Consider the following 9,194-nt stretch of genomic DNA (forward strand, 5'->3'; position numbering starts at 1 on the left):
TGTTGATCATTTTACGCTCAGGTTGAATAACACATACAAACTAAAAAGGCAGCGATAGATAACACCAATCACTGCCTTTAATACTGATTTCAGCAGACAAAGTGCTGGGCGTTCACTCACACTCTTCGAGATTTCAGCAACAAGAAGATGAAGTAGTTTCCTCCTATGATAGAAACCAACGTACCTGCCGCAAGCTGAGCTGGGAAAACCACCACTTGTCCGAACCAGTCAGCGAATAGCATTAGTGCCGCGCCAATCAAAAACGATAAGATGATCTGCTCTCGAACCAAGCGAGCGCCAACCATGGCCGCAATATGTGGAGCCAGTAGACCAACAAAAGCGACCGGCCCCATAGTGGTTGTTACCATCGAACATAAAACCGCGACAATACACAACAGAGTCACATAGGCGATGTTGATATTCAGTCCTCTAGCACTTGCGAACTGACGACCCGTCGCAATTAACGTCACCCAAGGGCCCAGCAGTAAGGCAATGCCAATACAAACGGTTGTCACTAAAGCCATGATCGTCGCTGTATAAGATTCAACACGATACGTAGAGCCTGCCAACCAAGCCAATAAAGTGTATTTCCCCTCGTCGACTCGTGTTAGAGAAAATTGCACTAAAGCCTCCAACACTGCGGTCAATGATATACCGGTCAGGATTAGGATAGACGGAGCGAACTGATGCTTTTTACCAAGGAGCAGTAACAAACATAGCGCAATCGCACTGCCTAAGAACGCAACCCACGGGCTTAATGAGTGAATCGAGTATCCCATAAACAGGCTACTGAAAATTAAGGCTAACACCGCACCGGCTGACACACCAAGAATGTCAGGGCTGGCAAGTGGGTTGTAAACCAACCTTTGTAAAATCACACCTGCTACAGCCAAACCGCCACCAGCGAATATTGCGGTTAACATTCTAGGCCAACGAATAGACCATTCAAATGAATCTGGAATAACAAAGTAGCCCATATCAGAAGCTGGCTGTGATATTGTACTCAACGCCAGTAAAGCGAAGATCATCGCACCCACTAAGAAACCAGCCAGAGGTGAAATAGACTTTGGCCCTTTAGGCATCGAGAAAAACATTTGATCTTGAGCAGACATTTGCTTGCGAGCAATAATGATCAAAGCTGGAGCACCAATCACCGCAGTTGCTGTTCCTGTAGGAATCATATCCAAAGACCATTCCGCCAAGAAGATAGCCAAGCTGTCAGTGACACAAAGTAACAACGCGCCTAGCACGCAGCTGGCGATGAGTTCAGATTTCGCCTTTAAAAAGCCCAAATGTCTCGCGATATTTGGCGCAATCAAACCAATAAAGCTGATCACACCCACCGAAGTAATCGACACAGAAACCAGCCACACGCCAATTGCCATCAGTACAAAGAAGGTCGTACCGATATCAAGACCACGTGCAGCAGCCCCTTCTGTACCAATCGAAAGCAGAGTCAAAACCCTCGGAGCCATCAAGAAAATAGCGAAGATTGGCAATAGTTTAGGCATCAACCAAAACACTTGTTCCCAACCATTCTGACCAAGGTCGCCAGCTCCCCAAACAAACAAGTTCTGCGCGTACTGATCGTTAAGTAAAATAATGGCCGTCGCAAACGCACCGAGCAGTAAGTTAACTGCCATGCCCGCCAAAACAATCGGCAAACCGCCCATATTTTTGATGCCAACAATGGAGACAATCAGCCCCATTGCAAGCAGCGCCCCTATCAGTGCGAACCAAACTGAATATTGAGCGACCCACATAGGCGCTACCACATTCAGTATAACCAGGCCAAGCCAGGCTCCTGATGATGTACCTAGTGTAAGCGGAGACATCATGCGATTCTGCGTCAGTTGTTGAAACAAGCTGCCAATGGTACCGAGTGTTCCACCAACCAAGAGCGCCATCACCAAGCGAGGTAAATTGACATAGGCTAACGCCATAAACTCGAATGAATCATCAACCATTGAGTTGAATGTTGTAATACCACTGATCTTCGAGACTTGCTGAAGCAACTCACCGATAGGGCCAAATTCAGACTGGCCTAACCATAAATGTACAAGGGCAGCGAAAAATAACGCCGCCCCCATTACCAAACCACTGGATTTCATTACTGCTCCGCTAGTGCTAACAATGATTGCGCAATAGCTTCTGCGTTATACAAAATCGACATAGCACCACCGTAGCTCCAACTTGCTGCAACTGGGCTAAATTGACCATTACGAACAAAGGGCATGCTCTTCCAAACCGGAGAACGATCTAACTTGTTTTGATATGGGAAAGGTTCAAAGTAAAGCGCAATCCCATTATTAATCTTTTTAAGCTCTGTTATACGCTTTTGACTGATCCCCCACTGGCTTGCAGGAAGCCCCATCGCATTATCAAAACCGAGCTGTTCAAGTGCATATTGTGGAATCGAATTATCACCGTAGATGTATACCGAAGTAGTACTCGCAAAACGGAAAGAGGTCACTTTCGGCTTGTTACCCGGATACGCCCTATCTAATTCAACCTTAAGAGCTGCGATACGCTCATCCATTGCGGCCAGCTTTTGGGTAGCCAGCTCTTCTTTGCCAAGCAATTGACCTATCTTCTTGAAATTATCGATAGCAGCCGCTGCATTACTGTGTTGGTCACTGTATGTTTGGTAATAAAGTACTGGCGCGATTTCAGATAGTCGCTCCTGAAGATCTTTCTGAGGTAATGCGATGAGAATCACATCTGGGTTGAGCTTCTTAAGTGCAGAAAAGTTAGGTTCAGTTCGAGTACCGATATCCGCCACTCCTTCTGGAATAGCAGGTTGAACAACCCAATCGGTATAACCTGCAATATCAGGTACTGCGACGGGTGTTACACCGAGTTCGATCACTTGCTCTGCGATGTCCCAATTTAGCGCAGCTACTCGAACGGGTTGAGCTTCAACGGTTTTCACTCCTTCGCTGTCTTCAACTTGATAATCCGCCAACGCATTAAACGATAAGGCGCTCGCCAACAACGAAAATACGAGTGTCTTGTTAAGTTTTGTCACTTTAGAAAAATGGGAGCCTAAACGTATTGTATTCATGCCTAACCTACTCAATCTAAATTAAATTTTTCTTGATAAGAAAAAGCAGCCCAATGTAAGGCTGCTTTTTAATTGATATGCCTAACTGAATTAGAACTCGTAGTTCACACTAAGCTCTACAGATTGCTCAGCACCAAACCAGCAGTTCGATTGGTCGTAACAGGTGTAGTACTCTTCATTGAATAGGTTATTCACTAGCAAGTTAGCGGTTGCGCCAGATAGTGTGTCGCTCGCCTCTCCTAAGTCATAACCCACGGATAAATCGACAACCGCATATGATGGTACTTTCCCTTGCGTGTTCGTTGCATCCATCTCCATTTCACCCATGTAACGAGCACCTGCACTGAAGCGAGTTCCTGATAAAGCACCACCATAGACATAGTAATTACTCCATAGATTAGCGGCATGTGTCGGCACATAGATTGGTGTAGTGCCTTCTAGATCTGGGTTCGCATCTTCAGCCACTTCCATGTCGACATACGTATAGCTCGCATTAACATCCCAATCTTCCGTTACAAACCATCTGCCTTCAACTTCGACACCTTGAGAACGCACTTCGCCTAACTGAATCTTAGAGCGATAGGTTGGATCCGATGGATCTGCAGCAATTGAATCTTTCTTGGTAATGTAAAAGTATGATGCTGTAAGTTGCTGTGCCATATCAGCAGACAGGTATTTCACACCTAGTTCGACTTGCTCACCCAGCTGAGGTTTCAACGAATTGCCGTTGATATCAGTACCTGCCGCCGGCTCGAAACTCGTCGCGTAACTTACAAATGGAGAGATGCCATTATCTAACTCATACAACGCGCCTACACGGTAAGAGAACTCGTTATGATCGGCTTCTTCTTTTCCATCATAAGTTGGATAAGAGCTATTTTTGTCATCACTCGCCTTGAACATGTCATAGCGACCACCAGCCAGTAAAACAAGCGCGTCGTATCGAACTTGGTCTTGGAAATATAGTCCTAGCTGCTCGGTCGTAATGTCGTGAGATTCACGGTAGTTCTCTTGAAGCTGGCTTTTATCCAAAAGGTCATTGTTCGGATTGTACGCATCAAACCCATAGAAGCTTGCGTTCGCAGTGAATTCTTTGTACAGAGAATCACCAGTTAGCTTTAGGTAGTCGACACCGAATAGTAAGTTGTGCTCTAAGCCACTAATTTCCACGCGACCTGAAACTTGGTTATCAATAACAAAGCTTTGGGACTCTTCATCCGTACTGTAAGCATTTCGAATTAAACTGCCAGTCGCAGGGTTGAAATTAGTCGCAGTGTGGTAAGTATTCTCCTGATACAGAGACGCATCGGTATAGCGAGCGTTCTGAAGGAAAGTCCAATTATCGTTGATCTGATGATTGATCTTATAGCCTAACATCAAGACTTCACGTTCAAATGTACTCCAGTTCTTGTCGCCCATCGACACAGATGGATCACTTGCCTTCAGTACTTCAAGCGGCATTGCAGAGTTAGTACCCATTGATGGATCGTTCTGATAGTAAAGATTGAAGTTAATAAGTGTTCTATCAGATACCTGCCAATCTAATGAAGGAGCAATTACATAGCGTTCTTCTTCAGCGTGATCTACTTGGCTGTCTTGTTTACGAGCAAGTGCTACCAAGCGGTAAGAAAAGTCACTGTCCACCAATTGACCTGTAGTATCAATTGACACTTCCATAAGATTTCTTGTACCTGAAGATACACCTATTTTTGTAGACCCGTCCTCTTGAGGTGTCTTCGCAATCATGTTGACCATGCCACCCGGTGGCATTGCTCCATACAACACTGACGTAGGACCTTTAAATACTTCAACTTGCTGAATCGCAATAGGGTCTATTTGAGGTTGTAAGTTCCAACCTGTTAGGAACGGAAGTACCAAGCCATCATAGTAGCTTTGGTTATTGCTAAAACCACGAATCGAGAACGTATCGTACATCGTTACTGATGCGCCCTTCTGCTCGGTTACCACACCCGGCGAGTATCTCAGCGCTTGGTTGAGGGACTTCACACCTCGTTGCTCTAACTGTTCTTCATCAATAACGGTAATACCTTGAGGCGTTTCTTCAGGCTCAAGTGCCGACTTAGTCGCGGTATTACGATAGGCTTTACCCATAATCGTAACAGTTTCTACATTCGAATCTGCCGTAGTAACGGTCTCTTCCGCCATGGCTTGCGCTGAAAGTGCAGTTAGCAATGCAACTGCTAGTGATGAATACTTAAAACGAGTGTGAGTGGTCATGATTCCCTCGGTACCAATGCTTATTGTAAATAATAATAAATCTCATTTGCATTGTAAGTATCTATCGATGGGATAATTAACAATTTGGTGCAAGTTCAAAAAGAACTTGGCCTATTTACAAAAAAATAAGGTCAATTGATGATTAAAAACACAATTGACCTTATTGAATGAGAGGATTTGTAAAGAGTATGCTAGACGACGATATGACTACGATTTAATAATAGGAACCCAGTACTCCATCACTGCATCCGCTGCATGAGTTTGATAGCCGAGTGGGTATACTTCAAGCTCGTAGCCATCAACACCTCGATAACCAGAACTTGGTAACCAATTGAGTACAAACCAACTCAAAGTATGTCGAAGATTCTCAATCGGGCCACAATGTTTGACAACAGCATAGGTTTGCTTTGGAATATTTAAGACCTCTAACTTGTCAGAGATAATGCTCGGCAATTGGGGAATTGAAATCTCATCGTTAAGTTCAACTCCAGCCCAATAATGAATATTGGTACCATCAAAGCAAGCCTGAGTGAGGTCAACCACACCAATAAACTGATAGGCATTGTCGTCAGGTAGTGTCACTTCCACTTCTAAGCGTGACCACAATTGAGGGACTTTCTGTGCAAAATCTTGTGTCAGCGAAAACAGACCACTGATTTCAGAAGTGATACCTTTCACTAGGAACGACTCTCTTTCCTCAATACGAACTTCAACAAAGCTCAGCTGGCCATTATCAGCGCTGCTCAGCGTGTCAGACACTTGTATCGGTTTACGAAGCCCCGTTCTTTTGCCCGCTTTTCGATACTGGCTTGGGCTAGAGCCAAACATCTGCTTAAACGAGCGACTAAAACTGATTTCTGAATTGAATCCTAGTTCAAGCGCGATATCGATAACCCGCTCTTTGGTATCTAACAGTTCTTCAGCCGCTAGGCTTAACTTAAGCTCTCTGACGTAGTTCGCCACAGTGAGCCCAGTTTCGGCTTGAAACACTCTTTGCAGTTGCCAACGAGACCAACAGCTCTGTTTCGCAATATCCTCTAGAGATAATGTCGAGCTAAGGTTCGCATGTATATAAGCCAAGACACGGCTGATACGATCAAATGCAGGAGTGTTCATAGTCACGCTTTTATAATCTCGCTAGTGGCAGCAATTAAGTTGATTCAGAATTACTTTTTATCATTTAAAGAAGATTTTATCACTTAAAAGTGACTAGGACTCTCTCAATTTATAAATTTTATAATAAGAGTTCTACGAGGAAATGCTCCATTTTGTATGGTTATCATCGATAATGTTAGATATGATAACGAAACTGATTATCATTTACTGGTTTAACATGCTTTCCCAGCTGCACAATATCGCCACTCGTCGTAGAGCCCCTTCTTTACACCAAAAAATCTTCGCTTATACAAAACAAATTACCCCTTATTTAAGCGGCAGTTATGGTTCTTTGAGCAGCAGAAGCATCGCCATGACGAATGATAAAAGCCATATCGAGATAAAGCGCGTTTACGATGGCTTAGCGGAAAATCACTCTGAGGCAGGTAAAGCTTATTGGTTAACCCGAACTTGGGATCTAGTATGCTGGCAGCCAATCTACGTCACCTTCGTTTCTATCTATGGCCTCCATTCATTACCAGATATCAAGAATATCGGTCAGTTTAGGTATAAAGAGTTCGTCACTGGGTACCGCTTCTTCAATGGTGATCACCAACACGGCACACCAGAAGAGTTAATACCACATGCGGGTCAAGCAATATTAGAACTCACGGAGTTTTTCCGCTGCCAGATCAGTGAGTGGACACGCATTCGCCCGGGGTTTACCAACCATTTGCTCGCGGATCTACTGTTGGGTTGTTTGATCAAACTGCAACAGCGCGAACAAAGCCTGACCAATGAGTACATCACAGAACAAGCGAAGCTATGGTTAGCAGCGTGCAAACTACCAGAAAGTCACTTAGAGAGCCTTAAAGTCGACGATACTACAGGGATGCTTAAGCTCGTCAGGGTCAGCTGTTGCTTAGTCTACAAGTGTGACTCGAGAAAATATTGTGACGATTGTCCTAGACATCCAGACAACAAGAAAACCGTTTAACACCATTACTTAATCTTAAAATCCAGGACAGACATGTTTCAGCTTTCAAATATAAAAATGGTTCGTGACGAGCGTACCATTCTCTCAATTGACGAGCTTTCCATTCCAACCAATGAACTTACGGTCGTTCTTGGTCACAATGGTTCTGGTAAATCGACCCTGGTTAACTTGCTCTCTGGTCAAATGGCACCAGATCACGGCACAGTAAAGCTGGATGGCTCTTCTATCTCTTCTTTCAAAAGCAGAGACTTAGCCAAGAAGGTTGCGTATTTACCTCAAAAGCTCCCAGCTTCGGCAGGCTTAACGGTCGAAGAACTAGTTCGATTAGGGCGTTTTCCTTGGCGAGGTGCGTTTGGTCGTTGGAACTCTGAAGATCAGTCCATTATCAAACAAGCCATGGATAGAACGGGCGTTACCGAGTTTTCACAAGCTTTAGCGGACGATTTATCCGGCGGTGAACGCCAACGAGCGTGGGTTTCGATGTTGCTCGCCCAACAGTCTCCCGTATTGATTCTCGACGAGCCAACATCCGCGCTGGATGTTCATCACCAGTTCCAATTGATGGGTTTGCTATCTGAACTCAATAAGAAAGAAGACGTTGGAATCATCGTAATTCTGCACGACTTGAATCTTGCACTGCGTTACGCGACACACATAGTCGCTCTAAAGAAAGGTAAGATCGCCTTTGAAGGAAGCGCTGATAAGTTGCTTAATGAGCAGGCCTTGTCTGAGCTCTATGAGTCCCCTATCCGACTGATCGACCATCCAGTTCCAGCCAAGACTGCAGCCAGTGAAAAGGTCGCTGTCGTCTGCGAATATCAGATAGTCTGGGCAAGTTAAACCAAAACGCTGAGCTTAAAAAAGGCCATTGAAGCTCATCATTTCAGTAGCGTTTCAGTTTAGATTTGATAACTCATTTCACTAACTAAGCTGAGCGTCTCTGGCTTCTTAGCTACTAAAGCCACGCAAAATATTCAATAACGTAATCGCAGTGAATAGTGCGATTACCAATGACAAATGCCACGCTTCACCAAGACCAAGTTTAACCAAACCCATGCTTACCAGCGAAGACACAACCATTTGGCCGCCTCCCGACATCGAAGCCGCTGCACCTGCGTTCTTTTTGTAAGGCAACATCACCAAAGCTTGAGCACAAGGTAACGCGATGCCATTCCCCAGTATCATCAAAAACTGACCGAGCATTAGATAGAGCGGCTTAAGTGGGCAGAAGAACAGCCACAACGCTGCCGAAATGTGTAATACAGGCGTACATACCAGTGTTTTCTTATTACCTAATATTGGACGAATACGGTTACACAAGCTTGTTCCACCTAAAATGCCCAATGCAGGTATTATCGCCCACATCGCGTATACGTCAGATGTCATTCCGATTTGGTTCTGCATGATGAATGGCATCACCGACACTGTGGTGATCATGAGACTAAAGTTAAGCCAACCAATGATCGCAAAGCTCATAAAGTAGAGAAAAGTGGGTAACTCCTTGTATTGCTATGCCATTTTCTTTGGGGAAGGAATTGGCGACAGCTGTACAACGGTCTCTTTGAATTTAAACGCCAATGCGACCCAAGCTAATGAGACATAGCCAAGGCTCATGAGGCTGTACTCGTAGTTAAAAGATTTGGTTTATCAACCTGACAACATAGAGATGTAGAAGATAGAGAGAATGTTGCAGGTATGATATTCATGGTGCTCCGAAAGGATCGATTGGATCGTCGCAGGGGAAACATACGTTAACTCGTATAATCATACAACACCGGCTGGACTAAATATGTGAATAGT

General features: G+C 44.5%; 7 protein-coding genes. 2 read left to right on the plus strand and 5 right to left on the minus strand.

Features of this window, described 5'->3' with window-relative positions; genetic code table 11:
• Positions 1 to 116: 116 nt before the first annotated feature.
• The 4 genes from fhuB to ACTRWI_RS21230 form a co-directional block, all read right to left on the minus strand.
• Positions 117 to 2,111 carry a Fe(3+)-hydroxamate ABC transporter permease FhuB gene (gene fhuB / locus ACTRWI_RS21215; protein ID WP_499133716.1) on the minus strand — a complete coding sequence of 665 codons (1,995 nt, stop codon included), beginning with the start codon at positions 2,109 to 2,111 and terminating at the stop codon, positions 117 to 119.
• Positions 2,111 to 3,064 (minus strand): iron-siderophore ABC transporter substrate-binding protein, encoded by a 954-nt coding sequence (locus tag ACTRWI_RS21220; RefSeq protein WP_499133717.1) that lies wholly within the window; start codon positions 3,062 to 3,064, stop codon positions 2,111 to 2,113. Before ACTRWI_RS21220 ends, fhuB begins: the two co-directional genes overlap by 1 nt.
• A 90-nt stretch (positions 3,065 to 3,154) precedes the next feature.
• Positions 3,155 to 5,302 (minus strand): TonB-dependent siderophore receptor, encoded by a 2,148-nt coding sequence (locus ACTRWI_RS21225; RefSeq protein WP_499133718.1) that lies wholly within the window; start codon positions 5,300 to 5,302, stop codon positions 3,155 to 3,157.
• 207 nt (positions 5,303 to 5,509) lie between these two features.
• Positions 5,510 to 6,418: an AraC family transcriptional regulator gene (locus tag ACTRWI_RS21230; protein ID WP_499133719.1), complete on the minus strand. Its 909-nt coding sequence runs from the start codon at positions 6,416 to 6,418 to the stop codon at positions 5,510 to 5,512.
• A gap of 217 nt (positions 6,419 to 6,635) precedes the next feature.
• On the opposite strand from ACTRWI_RS21230, the gene ACTRWI_RS21235 reads away from it, so the two are divergent.
• Together ACTRWI_RS21235 and ACTRWI_RS21240 are read left to right on the plus strand one after the other, a co-directional pair.
• The gene (locus ACTRWI_RS21235; protein WP_499133722.1) at positions 6,636 to 7,394 is read left to right on the plus strand and encodes a siderophore ferric iron reductase; all 759 of its coding nucleotides are present in this window, start codon (positions 6,636 to 6,638) and stop codon (positions 7,392 to 7,394) included.
• Between the two features lie 33 nt (positions 7,395 to 7,427).
• Entirely contained in the window at positions 7,428 to 8,234 is an 807-nt protein-coding gene (locus ACTRWI_RS21240) for an ABC transporter ATP-binding protein (protein WP_499133720.1), read from the plus strand.
• Between the two features lie 108 nt (positions 8,235 to 8,342).
• Here ACTRWI_RS21240 and ACTRWI_RS21245 read toward each other — a convergent pair whose 3' ends face one another.
• Entirely contained in the window at positions 8,343 to 8,870 is a 528-nt protein-coding gene (locus tag ACTRWI_RS21245; protein ID WP_499133721.1) for an MFS transporter, read from the minus strand.
• Positions 8,871 to 9,194 lie beyond the last annotated feature (324 nt).

The sequence above is a fragment of the Pseudoalteromonas sp. G5_S1_14_S5 genome (genome assembly GCF_054968605.1).

Bases quoted from the DNA above. Each gene is read 5' to 3' on its own strand.
- fhuB (WP_499133716.1), bottom strand. From the start codon at position 2,111: ATGAAATCCAGTGGTTTGGTAATGGGGGCGGCGTTATTTTTCGCTGCC.
- ACTRWI_RS21220 (WP_499133717.1), bottom strand. From the start codon at position 3,064: ATGAATACAATACGTTTAGGCTCCCATTTTTCTAAAGTGACAAAACTT.
- ACTRWI_RS21225 (WP_499133718.1), bottom strand. From the start codon at position 5,302: ATGACCACTCACACTCGTTTTAAGTATTCATCACTAGCAGTTGCATTG.
- ACTRWI_RS21230 (WP_499133719.1), bottom strand. From the start codon at position 6,418: ATGAACACTCCTGCATTTGATCGTATCAGCCGTGTCTTGGCTTATATA.
- ACTRWI_RS21235 (WP_499133722.1), top strand. From the start codon at position 6,636: ATGCTTTCCCAGCTGCACAATATCGCCACTCGTCGTAGAGCCCCTTCT.
- ACTRWI_RS21240 (WP_499133720.1), top strand. From the start codon at position 7,428: ATGTTTCAGCTTTCAAATATAAAAATGGTTCGTGACGAGCGTACCATT.
- ACTRWI_RS21245 (WP_499133721.1), bottom strand. From the start codon at position 8,870: ATGAGCTTTGCGATCATTGGTTGGCTTAACTTTAGTCTCATGATCACC.